The following is a 15441-nucleotide window of genomic DNA, read 5'->3' as shown; positions in this document are numbered from 1 at the left end:
CCCTTGCTCCTCTCACGCACACTAACGGTTGGGTTGAAACCAAGAAGGGTAATTGAATAACAATGACTTATTCTTGAGCAAAATAGGAATATGAGGATTATTATGGACCATTTCGGCTAAACGGCCAGTAAACGAGGTGATAGCAAGTGACCCGTATGTTTGCCTTTCTCACACCTTTTCGGTGGCCTATCGCTGCTGTATTGGTACTTATCTTTTTGCAGTCCTTGTCGGATCTGTACCTTCCGACCTTGATGGCTGACATTGTCGACAAAGGTATTGTGGAAGGAGACATTCCATACATATTTCGCATCGGAGCTTTCATGCTGCTCGTTGCGGCGGCAGGAGCGATTTGCTCCGTAACCGCGAGCTTCCTCTCGGCCAAGACGGCATCGGGCTTCGGACTCGGTGTACGAAACCGGGTGTTCGCACATGTGGAGAACTTTTCACTGCAGGAGTTCGATAAGATTGGAACGGCTTCGCTAATCACAAGAACGACCAACGACATTACTCAGGTTCAGCAGGTGCTGACCATGATGCTTCGAATGATGATCAGCGCTCCCATGATGTGTATCGGGGGCATTATTATGGCGGTGAACAAGGATGCAAAGCTATCGCTTGTTCTTGTCGTCGTCCTTCCAGTACTTGCGGCAGCGATCGCCATTATAGCGAGTCGAGGCATGCCCCTGTTCAAAGCGATGCAAATCAAGCTGGATCGACTCAATCTGGTGCTGCGAGAGGGACTCACCGGCATTCGAGTCATTCGTTCCTTTAATCGGATCGATCACGAGCAGCAGCGGTTTCAAGAAGCTAACCGTGATTTGACGGCAACGGCGACCAAGGTAAACCGGATTATGGCCGCAATGATGCCGATCATGATGCTGGTCATGAATTTCTCTTCCATGGCAATCATTTGGTTCGGCAGCAATCGTATTAGCAGCGGACATATGCAGGTAGGGGATTTGATGGCCTTTTTGCAATATGCGATGCAAATTATGTTCTCGCTCATCATGATGTCGATGATGTTCGTGATGATTCCGCGCGCCTCCGTATCCGCTGTCCGCATTAACGAGGTACTGGATATGACGCCGACAATGACGGACCCCTCTGAAGGGAAGCGAACAGACGCGAGGAAAGGATACATCGAATTCGATCGGGTGTCGTTCAGCTATCCGGGTGCGGAGCAGCCTGCCATCTCGGATATTTCCTTCAGTGCCAGTCCTGGCGAGATTACGGCTATTATCGGGGGAACGGGTTCAGGTAAATCGACGCTGATCAGCCTCATCCCCCGTTTCTACGATGTGAGCGGAGGCAGTATCCGTGTCGATGGAGTCGATGTGCGTGAAATGACGCAGCAGGATCTTCGGGAGAAGATCGGCTTGGTTCCCCAGAAGGCGGTATTGTTCTCTGGAACGATTGCCGACAATATCCGATATGGCCATGAAGAGGCGACGGATGAAGAAATGCGGCATGCTGCTTCTATCTCGCAAGCTACAGAATTTATTTCTGCTATGCCAGACGGCTATGATTCCATTATCGCCCAAGGGGGCACGAACCTATCGGGAGGGCAGAAGCAGCGCTTGTCCATTGCCCGAGCCTTGGTGAGAAAACCCGAGATTTATGTGTTCGACGACAGCTTCTCGGCGCTTGATTTCAAGACCGATGCCAAGCTGCGAGCAGCGCTCAAGTCAGAGACGGGCGATGCTACGGTCATCATCGTGGCTCAAAGGGTCAGCACCGTCATGGATGCCGACCGAATCATTGTCTTGGATGAGGGTGGCATTGCAGGCATAGGAAATCACAAGGAGCTGATGGCCTCCAGTGAGGTATATCGGGAGATCGTAGCATCTCAGCTTTCGGAGGAGGAACTGTCATGAGCGGTCCACGCAGAGGGCAAGGTGGAATGGGCGGCGGCCCAGGCGGAGGACCTGGGGGGTCCCCGAATGGGGATGCCGGTACAAAAGGCCAAAGATTTCAAAGGAACATTAAAGCGGCTGATCGGATTTTTAATGCCTCACCGCTACTCCCTCTTAACGGTATTGCTTGCAGCGGTACTTAGTACCTTGTTCAGTATTGTCAGCCCGAAAATTATGGGTAAGGCAACGACTAAAATATTTGAAGGTGTCATGCTGAAGCTCAAGGGAGTGCCAGGAGCTGAGGTGGACTTTGGCTACATAAGGAATATATTGCTTTGGCTTGCGGTCTTGTATGTACTGAGCGCTATCTTTAGCTATCTGCAGCAGTATATTATGGCTGGTGTTGCGCAGAAAACCGTTTACGACTTGCGTCAACGGGTGAACGATAAGCTGTCCCGTCTGCCGTTATCATTTTACGATTCCCGGGCCCACGGGGAGATTTTGAGCCGTGTCGTCAATGACGTAGACAACATAAGCAGCACTCTGCAGCAAAGCTTGACCCAGCTGATTACCTCAGTCGTTACGCTTGTCGGCGTCATTATCATGATGCTAACGATTAGTGGTTGGATGACCTTAATCGTATTCCTTACGCTTCCGCTCAGCTTTTTGGTAACCAAGGCGGTAGCATCGCGTTCTCAGGCTTTTTTTCGTGGGACAGCAGAAGGCGCTAGGAGAGCTGAACGGTCATGTTGAGGAAATGTATACAGGCCATCGGATTATTAAGGCATTCGGACACGAGAAGAAGTCCATTGATAAATTCAGCGAAATCAATAACAAGCTGTATCAATCAGGCTGGAAGGCTCAGTTTATTTCGGGCATTATTATGCCGCTGATGAGCTTCATTAGCAATATTGGTTATGTGCTGGTGAGTGTCGTCGGCGGGATTCTCGTTACGAGAAAAGCGATTGAGATCGGGGATATTCAGGCGTTTATCCAATATACACGGCAGTTTTCACAGCCTATTACCCAATTGGCCAATATTGCCAATATTATTCAGTCTACCATCGCTTCGGCAGAGAGGGTGTTTGAGCTGCTCGATGAGTCGGAGGAGGTTCCTGAGGCGAAAGAATCCCAACATTTGGAGCGGCCAAAGGGGGAAGTGCATTTCCGCGACGTTACGTTTGGTTATAAAGAGGGAGCCGTATTAATCGAGCACATGAATATCGACGTAAAGCCGGGGCAGACAGTAGCTATCGTCGGACCGACAGGAGCAGGTAAAACGACGCTCATTAACCTACTGATGCGGTTTTACGAGCTGGACGGTGGACGGATTACTATTGATGGAGTGGATATTACAGAGCTGAAGCGCGGCCATTTGCGTAGTCTATTCGGCATGGTGCTTCAAGATACTTGGCTGTTCAATGGTACGATTCGAGATAATATCGGTTACGGTCGCGAAGGAGCTACGGTGGATGAGATCGTCCAGGCGGCGAAGGCGGCGCATGCCGATCATTTTATTCGTACACTGCCGGACGGCTACGATACCGTGTTGAATGAAGAGGCGTCTAACATTTCTCAAGGACAAAAACAGCTTCTGACGATCGCCCGCGCCATATTGGCCGATCCGGCGATTCTAATTCTGGATGAGGCGACGAGCAGTGTCGATACGCGCACAGAGGTCTATATTCAAAAAGCGATGAACGAGCTAATGAAGGGAAGAACGAGCTTCGTTATCGCTCACAGGCTATCCACCATTCGTGATGCGGACATGATTCTTGTGATGGATAAAGGAGCTGTAATTGAGAAAGGGACCCATGAAGAGCTGTTGGCTCAGGGCGGCTTCTATGCCGACTTATATCTCAGTCAGTTTACGGGGAGAGGCACTAGGAAGGATATCGGTTAAGCAGCGGATGAAGCCCATCTTTTTAGGGTACTATACTCTGGGATTATTTAACATGCGTAAAAGGAGTGATAGGGTTGGATAACCATACAGATCATCATATCCATACAGGTGAATCAGAGCAGTCTCCAATGCTGACGACAAGGCAGGGCCATCCTGTAGCCGACAACCAAAATATTCGAACCGTAGGCAGTCGGGGTCCAAGCACACTAGAAAATTACCATTATCTTGAAAAGGTCACTCACTTTGACCGAGAACGTATTCCGGAGCGCGTCGTTCATGCTCGTGGAGCGGGAGCTCACGGTATATTTGAAGCCTATGGCAAGGTCGGAGACGAACCGGTCTCCAAATATACCCGGGCAAAACTCTTCCAGGAGGCAGGCAAGCAGACGCCGGTATTTGTAAGGTTCTCTACGGTTATTCACGGCGGTCATTCTCCCGAAACGTTAAGGGACCCGCGCGGCTTTGCCGTTAAATTTTATACCGAGGACGGGAACTGGGATCTGGTCGGGAATAATCTCAAAATTTTCTTCATCCGGGACCCGTTAAAATTCCCAGATATGGTTCATGCGTTCAAGCCTGATCCAATTACGAATGTTCAGGATATGGAGCGTTTCTTCGATTTTGTATCCATGAGCCCGGAAGCGACTCATATGATCACCTTCTTGTTCTCTCCATGGGGAATTCCTGCTAACTATCGGCAGATGCAGGGGTCCGGCGTTAATACATATAAATGGGTGAATGAGGCGGGGGAAGCGGTTCTGGTGAAATATCACTGGGAGCCATTAAAACAAGGAATTAAAAATTTGCTTCAAACGGAAGCAAATGAGATTCAAGCCATCAACTTCAACCATGCCACATTGGATCTCTATCAGGCGATTGAGCGGGGCGATTATCCCGAGTGGGAGCTGTGCGTACAGATCATGTCCGACGGAGAGCATCCCGAGTTAAGCTTTGATCCGCTCGATCCAACGAAGCTGTGGCCAACGGATCAATTTCCGTTTCGACGAGTCGGTAAAATGACGCTGCACCGCAATCCGAGTGATTATTTCAATGAAGTGGAGCAGGCGGCGTTTGGAACGGGGGTTCTGGTAGATGGCTTGGATTTCTCGGATGACAAGCTGCTGCAGGGACGTACCTTCTCCTATTCGGATACGCAGCGTTATCGGGTAGGGACGAATTATTTGCAGCTTCCGATCAATGCTCCGAAAGCTTATGTTGCGACTAATCAAAGCGGGGGGCAGATGCAAATTCGTCCAGATCGCGCCCCAGGGCAAAATCCGCATGTCAATTATGAGCCTTCCTCTCTCGGCGGGCTTCAAGAGGCGCCAAAGCACGCGAAAGAACACGAACCCCATTATGATGCGAATTTGGTTCGTCAAGCGATCCCTCGGACCAATAACTTCGGGCAGGCAGGTGATACGTATCGAGCCTTTGAAGAATGGGAGCGTGAGGAGCTGATCTCGAATCTGGTTGACGCCTTTAAGATGTGCAACGCTGGAATCCGTGAGCGAATGATCAGGAACTTAACAGAGGCGGATGCGGATTACGGCAGACGTGTAGCCGAAGGCTTGTCCAAGGTAGATCAACGTATTGAGAGTGGACAGGTTGATCCAGCACAAGCCGTACGTAAATCCAAACAAGAGGGGCATAAAGCAGGCCCGTATTAATAGTAGAAGGCGGTAGGCTGTGATGTGCCTACTGCCTTTGTTTTGTTTAGCATCTGTGGCAGAGAGGAGGGCTACTGCCGCTACCTGCTTAGACGCGTAACTCATCGTACATGGCTTCAAGCAGGCTAACTGCCTGCTGCTCAAGTGAAAGCACCGATTCAAGAATCGGTATGGCTTGCTCTGCTGAAGTGGTGGAGTTGGGCTCACCACCGGATGGAAAAGGAAATAAGCTGCGCATAGGTTGGAGCTGACGAGCAATATCTCCATAAAGGACGGCCGCTTCCCGGCTCAAGCTGCGGATGCGTTCAGTCTCCAGTTCATTAAAGCCCTTCCAGCTATCCGCTATTTCGTTCCAAAACGCCGCTGCTAATTGTCGTGCATCTTGGACGAACACTACGTTATAGGAGTGTCCATTTGGCTCAATGGCTTCGTCTCGGAAAGCCTCTATCCAGGCTTGGTAAGCTGCCAGTCCCCGCACGGTTCTCGGTGTCTCCTCCTCTTTTCCATGATAATGGTCCAGAATCATGCGCAGTGCGCCTTGCAGCATAGTGCGATCATCGATATGGAACGAATCCTCGACAGTGAGGATGAATAGATCCTCTAGGATGCCTCGACCCAAATGATCAAACGGAACCGCTTTGTCTGTGCCGCATTCTGAGGCCATAAGCTGTTGCTGCTCGTCATCGTATCCATAAATAACTCCGAATTCGGGGATGAAGATATCCCAAGATAGTGCCGGAAGACCGCGATCAATCGAGTGATGGATAAGCTCCAAGGCTTCGGGGAGTGCTTTGTGAAGCGCTCTTTTTTGCTTGGCTTGATCTGTAAGCAAGAAGGGGTCGGCCAGATTGGCATTCTGTCCGGGAATATTCTTTTGTAATCCGTCAATGACACGCGTACGAAAGCCCAAATTGAGCAGCCCTCGGGAGAGAATATCCTCGAAGTTATAGCTGGTTGGTCCTCCAATATGCACGTCGCCTGGGCAGATGCTGATGCGGAAGGCTTGACCAGTCATGCCCATGACCATCGGAAGAGAAAATGTTTTGTCCGTATAAGTTAAAATGCGGTGTATCGATCCGGCGGCTGTGGTCCACGTACAGATACTGCCCCATGCTCCTTTTGGCAAAACTGATTTTTTCATAAGTCCCAGATCCTTTCTGTTTTTAATGTAATGATCTACGGAAATGCGGAGCTTTTCCTGGATGACTTTTTTTCGGCTGCGAGAAATAATTTGATATACGTTGGCGGAAGACAGCTGAAACAGATTCGCAATTTTCTGTGGAGACAAGTGGTCAAAAAAGTGGGACTCGAAGATTTGCCGCTCTCTGCGGTTGAGGCAGTTCAATATGCCGCCAATGGTATCGATCAATTCTTTGCGCAGAATTCGCTCCTCCGGGTTCATGCATTGCTCGGATGGGTGTTGGAACCGGGAAAGGTGATGCATGATGTAGTCGAGATCGTACCAATGGTCCTCCGAAGGCTCCTCGGAAGCCTGAGCTTGCAGCAAGGGAGGAGAAGGCCTGCTCCTTGGCAATGGAATGGCTTCTCAGCCTCGTATATGCTTGGTTGCGTACGATCCGATGCAGCCAAGGGAGAAACCGCCTAGTGTCCACTAACGTCCCAAGGTGCAGAAAAGCCCGTATCAGCGCATCCTGGACAACATCCTCCGCAAGAAATGGCTCCTGTGTTATGGATCGGGCATATTCGTATACCTGTGCTCTATGTCTGCGGATTAATTCACCGAAGGCATCACGATCACCGGCTTGTGCTTGAGCGACTAGCTCTTGGTCACCCTGCTCATCGAGTTTCTGGGAAAGCTCTTCCTCACCTTCAGGTTCCCATTGTTTTATCGATCTGTGGCTCAAATGAATCCTCCTCGCGTTGGTTCTACTTTATTGACTCTTCAGGAGTGCATTTTCTGACAAAGTCCTCTTTGAAATAGGGAATCCATTTTTTTTCTTTTTTATTTAGAACATTTGTTCCCTCTACTTTACCATATATTTGAAGTCTATAGCGGTTTAAGAAATGAACAACTTGTTATGACATGAAAAAAGCCGCCTTCACCGAAGTGAAAGCAGCTTGCTCCATCCTTCAATATTTGATGCAAATGGTGGACACTTCACTGTAAAAGTCGAGGCTAAACATCCCGCCTTGTCGGCCGATACCGCTTTGCTTCTCGCCTCCATAAGGCGTTCTAGGGTCACGCAGGAACCACGTGTTGACCCAGGTCAGCCCGGCTTCGATCTGGTGGGCTACTCGGAAAGCCCGGCTGCTGTCCTTCGTCCAGACGGAGGCGCTCAGCCCATAATGGGTATTATTGGCGAGAGCGATTACTTCCTCCTCGGTGTCAAAAGGCTGAACCGTTACGACCGGTCCGAATATTTCTTCATTAACGACTCGGCAGTCGGCATCGACTCCGGTTATTATCGTTGGCTCCACGTAGAAGCCTCGGTCATGTCCATCGGCGCGCTTGCCGCCGGTTTCGATGACGCAACCGTCTTCACGTGCGGATTGGATGTAATCCAGCACTCTCTCGTAGTGCTGCTCACTGATCAAGGCGCCGATGTTCGTATTCGGCTGGAGCGGGTCACCGACGATCTGTTGGCGCGTGCGTTCGATGAATTTCTCCAGGAACGCCTCGTATATCGGGCGCTGCAAATAAATTCGGGAACCACACAGGCATACTGCTCCCTGGTTAATAAAGCTGCTGCGAAGCGAAGTATCCACCACTTCATCCAGATCGCAATCGGCGAAGACGATATTCGGATTTTTGCCTCCAAGCTCGAACGACAGCCGTTTGAGGCTAGCTGATCCGGCTTTCATAATGCTTTTCCCGGTACTCGTTTCTCCGGTGAAGGCAATCGCCCGTACATCCGGATGCTCGGAGATGGCTTCTCCTACGGTACGACCTGCACCGTTGACGATGTTCACAACCCCGTCAGGCAAGCCGGCTTCCTTGCATATTTCCCCAAGCAGCGTAGCTGTCATTGGTGTCCAGCGAGCCGGCTTCAATACGACAGTGTTGCCCATGGCAAGGCAGGGGGCCAGCTTGGCGCTGAGCAGCAGAAGCGGCAGGTTCCACGGATTGATCATACCGACGACACCAAGCGGACGACGGACGACGAAATTCATCGCTCCTGCCTCGCTTGGATAAGCCTCTGTACCCATGGTAGAGATGAAGTTGGCGTAGAAATGGTAGCTTCCTGCGGAGCGTGGAATGTCCACGTTCGTAGACAGCCACAGCGGCTTCCCGGTGTCGAGAGTTTCGAGCATGGCGAGCTCGTCTTTACGCTCAAGAATCAAGTCTCCGATCCGGCGCAGGATAGCGGCGCGCTCACTAAGCTTGGATTGCTTCCAGCCGTTATCGAAGGCTCGTTTGGCTGCTTCTACAGCCAGATCCACCTCGGTCTTGCCACCTTCGGCCACACGGCCGAGCACTTCCTCTGTTGCAGGATTGATGTTATCGAAGGTTTTAGGTACCTGTGAGTGCACGTAACGACCGTCAATGAAATGCAGGCAATCCGTACCTTTAATGATAGTTTCCATTTAAAAACTCCTCCTTGGGGGTGCTGGGGTTTATTGGGCATCAGCTTGTAAGGTTAAATAGGAATGAAGCTTACTATCAAGCGTGCTTGTAGACGGTAGACTCCCGGTGCAGCTTGCGGTAGTTGTTAGGGGTCATCCGGATACTGCTTTTAAATGTTCTATAGAAGGTGGACAGCGTTTCAAACCCGATTTCAAAGCAAATGGCCGCGATATCCTTGTCGGTTTCGGCCAGCATTTTTTGCGCTAGACGCATACGGACCTCGGTTAAATATTGAAGCGGAGTCATCTGATAAAACTCCTTGAAAATCGTGTTTAAATGCCGGGTGCTGACGCCCAGCTTAGTGGAAATATCATCTGAGCTAACAATTTCAAAATAATGAGTATCGATATAATGGCGAAGCTTCTCGGCTCGCAGGCTGTTAACAACAGAGGCCTCGGAAGCCGGCTGGTAGCGGACAAGGAGCAGCAGCAGTTCAGATAAATACAGCGTGTTGGCCAGAGTGTTAAGGAGTGTTTCCCGCGATTGCTCGAACAGCATTTTTCGTGTAAGCTGTCGCAGCTCTTTGCCCCCGAAACCGTTAAGTCGGACGAGCTTTGAATGGCTGAATCTAACGTGGAGCAGGGCTTCGCGGACGCTCTCATCCAGGATTGCCTCGTCAAATTCGAGCACAAGCACCGTCATATGGGGACCTGAAAGGATCGAATGATTCGTTCGCGGGACGATGACAACGCCCTGATCTTGTTCAAAATCGAAGCTCCGCCCGTCAAGCGTAACCTTTCCTTTCCCGTCGAGAACATAAAGGATTTGATGGATGTCATGATGATGCTCCTGCATGATTTCTCCGTCACTATGCCGCATTTCATACAAGTGGATTCCAAGCATGAACAAGTCAACTCCTTGAAGTCTTGACACGCCCGTATAAGAACAGAACGACAAGAATGACAAGACCATAAATGATTTGCTTTCCTGTATTCCTCATGTTCAATACTGTAAGAACTACCCATTCAAATGGTAATGATGATGGCTCCGGCTAACGTTCCTCCGTATCCTCCGCGACCACCCATAATTGAGGTTCGCCTAATTACAACGGCGGCAATAGAAGGGAGTAATGGACGCAATTCCCTCATGGGATCGATTCACCTTACTTGCCTCGCTTCTGCGGTTGATCAAAATCGGGGTATCCCCCTGTGTGTGCGGAAGCTCCGGGGAAGCCTATCCGCTCCCACACGCCCGGCTCGTTCAAATACAAGCTGGTGACATCGCTTCGAAGCTGCTTGTAGAACCCCGGCATGGAACCCTTCAATGCCATTAGCACGCCATGGACCTGCTCAGGATCGAGCTCGGCGAGCGGTTTGCTGAATTGTTCTTGTGCCGCTGCTGCGGCTGCTTCAATGCCGAGCTCGTACAGCTTGGCATGAACGCCGCGTTCGATTCTTCCGGCCAACACGGGTCCCGCATTCGCTACTGCGGCACCTTGATCCATTTCATCGGCGGGAATTACGCCGTTAGCGAGCACCGCGAGCAATGCTGCGTGATCTGCTGCGCTTATCCTCATGGGCATCTTCTCCTTTGGTATCATTGTCCTTGCTTCGCATAGTCGCCAATATAATCTACAGCCCGGCTTGCAATAGCCATGGCGGTCAGCGTAGGATTGAGCCCGCTGCCGGTGACGAACACGCTCGTATCGCAAATAAACAGGTTAGGAATATCATGAGTTTGGCAAAATTCATTGACGACCGAGGAGTCGGGGTCTGTACCCATGCGGCATGAGCCCATTGCGTGAGCGCCGTAATTCAGACCGACACGCACCTTGCGGGCGCCGGACGCACCCATCAGCTCCACGGCTTTATCTCTCGCGGCTCCAGCTAACCGCACATCGTTATCCAGCCATTCGATGGATACTCTTGCGGCAGGAAGTCCGCGGTGATCTTTCACTTCAGGGTCCAGCGTCACGGTATTATGCTCACTAGGAAGTCCCTCTGCATGAGCCCACCAGGCTGCGGTGTAAGGGTAATCCTTCAAAAACTGCTTGAATTCGGCACCTACGAAGTCACCGCTCAGTGTGGCGTACGTGACGGGAGTCATCATGTAGGACAAGAGGACGAAGCCGCGAGCATAGTCGTTGGCGGGATTCGGCTTGTAGTAATCCTGCACCATCACTTGCCCCATCTGAATCCCTTTATAGGCGTTGATCGGTTCGTCGAATGTTCCGAACACCTGCCATGTCGGATGGCTGAGCATGTATCTGCCTACGGCTCCGCTGGAATTCGCTAGCCCGTCCGGGAAGGTCGGGCACGACGACAAGAGCAGCAGCCGAGGAGTCTCGACTGCATGAGCTGCGAGTACGACAAGCCTCGCCCGTAGCTCATGCTCCTGTCCATCGGCGTCCAGGTAGAGGACGCCTGTGACGCGGCCGGCAGCATCGTCATAGAGAACGCGATGCACGAATGCTTCGCTGATGACCTTCACTCCAGCAGCTTCCGCTTTCGCCAAGTACGTGCCTTGGCTCGTCGCTTTGGCATCCGTAGGACAGCCTGCGGCACACCAGCCGCAATACGTACAGGCTGGCCGCCCGTCATACTCGACGGAGTTAATGGCAATGGGTGGAGCGAACGGCTGCGCTCCGGACTTTTGCGCGCCCCGGGCGAGCACCTGTGCATGCCAGCTGAAGCGATGGGCTGGCATAGGTAAGGAATACGATTCAGGAGCGAACGGTCCGCAATCTCCTGCAACCCCAAAATCCCTTTCTACCTTGGCGTAGTAAGGTGCAAGATCTTCATAGCTTATGGGCCAGTCGGCTCCAACGCCTTCCAAGCTGTGCGTTCGGAAATCTTCAGGATGGAACCGAGGCATCACCCCTAGCCAAGTAAGAGTTCCGCCACCTACACCTATGCCGGTTTTGGGAACGACCTGATGTTTGCCCGCATAAACCCGCGGCTCCGTCCACTGGATCTTGGCGTGGTTAGCTTCGGAATTAGTGAAATCCACGTTAGGCTCATAACGCTTGCCTGCTTCGAGGACGGTTACGGAGAAGCCTTGGTCGGACAGTTCTTTGGCGACCAGACTACCGGTTGCTCCAGAACCGACTACGATGACATCAACGGGCTGTTTGGACATCTTGATAAACCCCTTTCTAGACTCGTACGTTCACAGCTAACACTTGTGAACGATTTGACGGAGAGCATATAATGAGACAAGCAGTACATTTCAATTCTGGGAGCCTATTCCATATGAGCTTGCAAATGATTGAGTTACCAGCTGAGGGAATCCTGATGTATGAATTTCAACATGTGGATGGAGAGGCGATGAAGCCGCACCATCATCAAGTTCATCAGATTTTGTACGCGCTAGAAGGTGAGGGCAAAATTACGTTGAACGGGAGGGTGGAAGCATACAGCCAAGACCGCGTGGCGGTCATCGTCCCGAACTCGGAGCATTCTATCGTATCCGATTCGAAGCTGACGGTACTTGTGCTGGCTTTCGACGAGACTATCTTCGATGCCGTGGTGCGCAAGGAGCTGCTGCAAGCTTTCTTCAGCAAATCCCAGCTATGTAAACCCAATCCGTTTACCGGAAGCGAGCTTAGGCTGATGCTTCGCAAACTGCTGTTCGAGCAGTCCAGCGGAAGTCAGCTGGGGCTGATATCCATGAAAATTATTTTATCCGAGCTTATGATCGTACTCGCGCGTTCCCAGCACATGCTGCAAGTGACGGATGCAAACAGCTTAAGGGCCGAGAAAATTCGCCATTACATCGATACCCATTACTTTGAGATCGTTAGCGCGACCGATATTGCTGCCAAGCAGGGGATCAGCCTGCGATACATTAACAATATTTTTAAAGAGCAGTATAACATGACTCCGATGCAGTATTTGACTGATATCCGGATTGGACTGGCAAAGCAAATGCTTGCTGAAACGGAAAAGGATATCGCCTCCATCTGCTTTGAATTGGGTTTTGAAACCGTTTCCACTTTTTATCGCGTTTTCAAAGATGCGGTTCAAATGCCCCCTAATAAATACAGGACGCTGCACAAAATACAGGAACGGAACCGGGAAGAGTAAATGAAGGAGATATCGCGAGATAATCCCTGTAATTGTCTAAGCCATAAGCTGAAGCGAAGCTTATTGGAAACGCCTACATATTAGGCTTTAGAACAAGCCGGCTTTCCAAATTACCGGCAGTTCTCATTCTTATTTACGGTTGAACGGCAGTGCCGTCCGGTTAACATTACCTCGAATAGGGGTCCGTAATCGAGGTTTACAAAGCTATCATAGTTCACATGGAAGCGGTTCGTCTTAGCAATCATGGAAATGGTTTCTTAATATCGGAACCATTATTAGAATACAGCAGCCAAAATCCATGGCGTTACGAATAAAGTGATAACGGCAGCCAAAATCATGGAAATACTCGATACGGTGCCGGAAATGCTGCTGAATTCGAATGCTTTGGATGTGCCTGCACCATGCGAGCTGGTTCCTAGAAGGACGCCACGGGCAATATCGTTGCGAATGCGGAACATGCGTATGACATACGGTCCTATAATCGATCCGAAAATACCCGTCATCATCACGGCAACCGCAGTAATTGTAGGTATGCCGCCAATCGTCTGAGAGACGCTCATAGCGATAGGTGTTGTGACGGAATGCGGGAGCAAACTGTAGATCAGCTGATCGTTAAGATGCAGTACCTCGGCTAACCAAACCGAAGAAGCAACGGCTGCGCAGGAGCCTGCCAGAACGCTGACCAAGATTTCGGTGGCATGTTTTTTAATTAATGGAAAATGCTTGGACAGCGGTATAGCGAATGCAATAGTGGCTGGTTGAAGCATATCGGACAGCCAATGCGCTCCGGTGTTGTAGGACTCGAATGAGGTCCCAGTCCATATCAACATGAGGATGAGCGCCAGAGGCGTAATAATGATAGGGGATAATACGAATAAAGGTTTATACCGGTAAAGCCGTTTGGCAACAATATAAAGCAGGATAGTACCGGACAAGCTGACGGCTCCAATCATCATGATTGCGCACGCTCCTTACGTTTGGCGATGCTCTGAGCCACGAGTCCGCTGCACACCATGACGATGATGGTGCCTAACCCGACGACAAGCACGATTTGAAATCCGTCGCTGATCAGTAATTTGGGATAAGCTACAATGCCTACGGCTGGAGATATAAAGAACAGCAGCAGCTCGGCAATAAGCCAACTGGAGCCTGCCTCTAACCATTCGCGGCGCAGTACTTTAGTCTGCAGCAGCAGAAAAACGACAATCATGCCGAGAATGCTGCCCGGAATAGGGATGTGTAGCCATGTGACGAGCTTGTTCATAATAAACGAGATGATAATGAAAATAAAAACTTGAACTATAATTTTTAATGCGGTTTTCATGGCTGCTAGCCCCTCTCCAATGAAAAGTGTACAGCAGCTTCTTTCATAGGTAAAATACATATATAGAATGTTTTTCATTCCATTTGTCTATGGATGGAGGGAAGCCCATTGGATATGCGGCACCTGCAATATTTTCTCGAGGTTGCTCGTTGGAATAGCTTCACGAAAGCCGCTCAGGCGCTTTATATAACCCAGCCTACAATCAGCAAAATGATTAAGAATCTAGAAGAAGAGCTCGGTGTTATTTTGTTTGACCGTATTGGCAAACGAATCGAGCTGACGGACGCAGGCGCAGTGCTTCTGACCCAAGCACAGCACATGGTCAAGTCCTTCGATGAGATGACCTCGCATCTCGATGAGCTGATGAAGGTGAAACGGGGACGCATTCGCATAGGACTGCCACCTATGGTGGGGGCTAATTTTTTTCCGAAGGTCATTGGAAGGTTCCGTGAGCAGTATCCTGGAATTACGCTGCAGCTGTTTGAGGACGGTTCCAAGAAGGTGGAGGCGGAAGTAGGAGCTGGGGAGCTGGATATCGGGGTTGTTTTGCTGCCTACCAATGAAGAGCTGTTCGAATCCTTTTCCTTCGTTAAGCAGCAGCTCATGCTCGTCGTTCATCCTTCTCACCCGTTAGCAGGAAGTCAGGAAGCCGCTCTAATGGATTTGAAGGAGGAATCCTTCCTGCTATTTCATGAAGATTTTGCCTTGCATGACCGGATCATTGCAGAGTGCGAGAGGCTTGGCTTTGTTCCCGATGTCGTGTATAAAAGCTCACAGTGGGATTTCATCAGCGAGATGGTGGCGGCCAATCTGGGTATTGCTCTGCTGCCAGAAGCTATATGCCGGGAGCTGGACAGCAAGCGCGTGCGCACGATCCCTTTGACGAAGCCGATGATTCCTTGGCATTTGGCTATGATTTGGCGTAAGGACAGCTACTTGTCGTTCGCTGTCAGGGAGTGGATTGCTTTTACGCAAAGCATGCTTCAGCAGACAATATGAAACAGCCATTTTCCTCATGTTCGCCATAGTTAAAGCAGCACACAAAAAAGACCGATCCTTTTCCGGAATTAACGGCAGGAACGG

Annotated in this window: 13 protein-coding genes and 1 pseudogene; 5 read left to right on the top strand and 9 right to left on the bottom strand. The window is 50.5% G+C overall.

Annotated features, from left to right (window positions below):
• Window positions 1-155: 155 nt before the first annotated feature.
• The 3 genes and pseudogenes from QMA13_RS35565 (at window position 156) to QMA13_RS35555 (ending at window position 5423) form a co-directional block, all read left to right on the top strand.
• A complete protein-coding gene (locus QMA13_RS35565) occupies window positions 156-1874 on the top strand; it encodes an ABC transporter ATP-binding protein (protein WP_481858268.1) in 1719 nt (572 codons plus the stop codon).
• Window positions 1871-3756: pseudogene (locus QMA13_RS35560) on the top strand (ABC transporter ATP-binding protein). The gene QMA13_RS35565 and the pseudogene QMA13_RS35560 overlap by 4 nt, the downstream one beginning before the upstream one ends.
• 128 nt (window positions 3757-3884) lie before the next feature.
• Window positions 3885-5423, top strand: a complete 1539-nt coding sequence (locus QMA13_RS35555) for a catalase (protein WP_282943697.1) — start codon at window positions 3885-3887, stop codon at window positions 5421-5423.
• An 88-nt stretch (window positions 5424-5511) separates the two neighbouring features.
• On the opposite strand, the gene QMA13_RS35550 is transcribed toward QMA13_RS35555, so the two are convergent.
• The 7 genes from QMA13_RS35550 to QMA13_RS35520 all read right to left on the bottom strand — a co-directional run bounded on the left by QMA13_RS35550 (window position 5512) and on the right by QMA13_RS35520 (window position 12087).
• Window positions 5512-6825: a sigma-70 family RNA polymerase sigma factor gene (locus QMA13_RS35550; protein WP_282938494.1), complete on the bottom strand. Its 1314-nt coding sequence runs from the start codon at window positions 6823-6825 to the stop codon at window positions 5512-5514.
• The gene (locus QMA13_RS35545) at window positions 6716-7288 is read right to left on the bottom strand and encodes an RNA polymerase sigma factor (protein ID WP_282938492.1); all 573 of its coding nucleotides are present in this window, start codon (window positions 7286-7288) and stop codon (window positions 6716-6718) included. Before QMA13_RS35545 ends, QMA13_RS35550 begins: the two co-directional genes overlap by 110 nt.
• Before the next feature lie 226 nt (window positions 7289-7514).
• Entirely contained in the window at window positions 7515-8969 is a 1455-nt protein-coding gene (locus tag QMA13_RS35540; protein WP_282938491.1) for an aldehyde dehydrogenase, read from the bottom strand.
• A gap of 76 nt (window positions 8970-9045) precedes the next feature.
• On the bottom strand, window positions 9046-9921 hold the full coding sequence (locus QMA13_RS35535; protein WP_481858088.1) for a helix-turn-helix domain-containing protein: 876 nt from the start codon (window positions 9919-9921) through the stop codon (window positions 9046-9048).
• A 53-nt stretch (window positions 9922-9974) separates the two neighbouring features.
• Window positions 9975-10097 carry a hypothetical protein gene (locus QMA13_RS35530; protein WP_282938487.1) on the bottom strand — a complete coding sequence of 41 codons (123 nt, stop codon included), beginning with the start codon at window positions 10095-10097 and terminating at the stop codon, window positions 9975-9977.
• A gap of 14 nt (window positions 10098-10111) precedes the next feature.
• On the bottom strand, window positions 10112-10525 hold the full coding sequence (locus tag QMA13_RS35525) for a gluconate 2-dehydrogenase subunit 3 family protein (protein ID WP_282938485.1): 414 nt from the start codon (window positions 10523-10525) through the stop codon (window positions 10112-10114).
• A gap of 20 nt (window positions 10526-10545) precedes the next feature.
• On the bottom strand, window positions 10546-12087 hold the full coding sequence (locus QMA13_RS35520; RefSeq protein WP_282938483.1) for a GMC family oxidoreductase: 1542 nt from the start codon (window positions 12085-12087) through the stop codon (window positions 10546-10548).
• 113 nt (window positions 12088-12200) lie between these two features.
• Between QMA13_RS35520 and QMA13_RS35515 the strand changes: the two genes are divergently transcribed.
• Window positions 12201-13034, top strand: a complete 834-nt coding sequence (locus QMA13_RS35515) for a helix-turn-helix domain-containing protein (protein WP_282938482.1) — start codon at window positions 12201-12203, stop codon at window positions 13032-13034.
• 275 nt (window positions 13035-13309) lie between these two features.
• On the opposite strand, the gene QMA13_RS35510 is transcribed toward QMA13_RS35515, so the two are convergent.
• Together QMA13_RS35510 and QMA13_RS35505 are read right to left on the bottom strand one after the other, a co-directional pair.
• Window positions 13310-13990: an LrgB family protein gene (locus tag QMA13_RS35510; RefSeq protein WP_282938480.1), complete on the bottom strand. Its 681-nt coding sequence runs from the start codon at window positions 13988-13990 to the stop codon at window positions 13310-13312.
• Window positions 13987-14358, bottom strand: a complete 372-nt coding sequence (locus QMA13_RS35505; protein ID WP_282938478.1) for a CidA/LrgA family protein — start codon at window positions 14356-14358, stop codon at window positions 13987-13989. Before QMA13_RS35505 ends, QMA13_RS35510 begins: the two co-directional genes overlap by 4 nt.
• A gap of 108 nt (window positions 14359-14466) precedes the next feature.
• Here QMA13_RS35505 and cidR point away from each other — a divergent pair, with 108 nt between their 5' ends.
• Window positions 14467-15357, top strand: a complete 891-nt coding sequence (gene cidR / locus QMA13_RS35500; protein ID WP_282938476.1) for a cidABC operon transcriptional activator CidR — start codon at window positions 14467-14469, stop codon at window positions 15355-15357.
• Window positions 15358-15441: the final 84 nt, after the last annotated feature.

The organism is Paenibacillus sp. RC67 (assembly GCF_030020805.1).
Lineage (GTDB): Bacteria > Bacillota > Bacilli > Paenibacillales > NBRC-103111 > Paenibacillus_S.
The sequence above is the reverse complement of the archived record's forward strand: the minus strand, read 5'-3'. Positions and strand labels throughout refer to the sequence as shown.

What these genes read in the sequence shown, in the direction of transcription:
- QMA13_RS35520 (WP_282938483.1), bottom strand. Translation starts at nt 12,087, where the DNA reads ATGTCCAAACAGCCCGTTGATGTCATCGTAGTCGGTTCTGGAGCAACC.
- QMA13_RS35540 (WP_282938491.1), bottom strand. Translation starts at nt 8,969, where the DNA reads ATGGAAACTATCATTAAAGGTACGGATTGCCTGCATTTCATTGACGGT.
- QMA13_RS35505 (WP_282938478.1), bottom strand. Translation starts at nt 14,358, where the DNA reads ATGAAAACCGCATTAAAAATTATAGTTCAAGTTTTTATTTTCATTATC.
- QMA13_RS35530 (WP_282938487.1), bottom strand. Translation starts at nt 10,097, where the DNA reads ATGAGGGAATTGCGTCCATTACTCCCTTCTATTGCCGCCGTTGTAATT.
- QMA13_RS35565 (WP_481858268.1), top strand. Translation starts at nt 156, where the DNA reads ATGTTTGCCTTTCTCACACCTTTTCGGTGGCCTATCGCTGCTGTATTG.
- QMA13_RS35550 (WP_282938494.1), bottom strand. Translation starts at nt 6,825, where the DNA reads ATGAACCCGGAGGAGCGAATTCTGCGCAAAGAATTGATCGATACCATT.
- QMA13_RS35510 (WP_282938480.1), bottom strand. Translation starts at nt 13,990, where the DNA reads ATGATGATTGGAGCCGTCAGCTTGTCCGGTACTATCCTGCTTTATATT.
- QMA13_RS35555 (WP_282943697.1), top strand. Translation starts at nt 3,885, where the DNA reads ATGCTGACGACAAGGCAGGGCCATCCTGTAGCCGACAACCAAAATATT.
- QMA13_RS35515 (WP_282938482.1), top strand. Translation starts at nt 12,201, where the DNA reads ATGAGCTTGCAAATGATTGAGTTACCAGCTGAGGGAATCCTGATGTAT.
- QMA13_RS35525 (WP_282938485.1), bottom strand. Translation starts at nt 10,525, where the DNA reads ATGAGGATAAGCGCAGCAGATCACGCAGCATTGCTCGCGGTGCTCGCT.
- QMA13_RS35535 (WP_481858088.1), bottom strand. Translation starts at nt 9,921, where the DNA reads ATGGTCTTGTCATTCTTGTCGTTCTGTTCTTATACGGGCGTGTCAAGA.